The sequence below is a fragment of the Bacillus sp. NTK071 genome, from assembly GCF_017303315.1.
GTDB lineage: Bacteria > Bacillota > Bacilli > Bacillales > Guptibacillaceae > Guptibacillus.
Genome location: NZ_JAFKOI010000064.1, coordinates 1 through 272, shown reverse-complemented (window position 1 = coordinate 272; position 272 = coordinate 1). Strand labels below are relative to the sequence as shown.

Here is a 272-nt window from a genome sequence, read left to right as displayed (position 1 = left end):
CTTGGGTAATGTTCATTTCAAGTGCTTGAATTTCGTACCTGAGATACTTTGCTTTATTTTCCATTGTGATCATTGCTGTGTTTAGCTGGTTCGTAGATACATCTTGATAAGCTAGTTTCATATCTTCTCGTATATTTTTGAATGAGTTCGCTAACTCACCTTCCCAAGTAGCAGGGGAGAGTTCAGGAGTATCGATAAGCTGTTTATTCTGGAAGAATTCATTTTGTATACCTTCAAGTTTAGTTAAGCTAGATTGTAGGCGGATAAGCTGA

General features: G+C 37.1%; 1 protein-coding gene. It reads right to left on the bottom strand.

Features of this window, described 5'->3' with window-relative positions; genetic code table 11:
- Positions 1-272: YwqH-like family protein (locus JI666_RS21040; RefSeq protein ID WP_206895028.1), on the bottom strand; the 272-nt coding region annotated here is incomplete at both ends.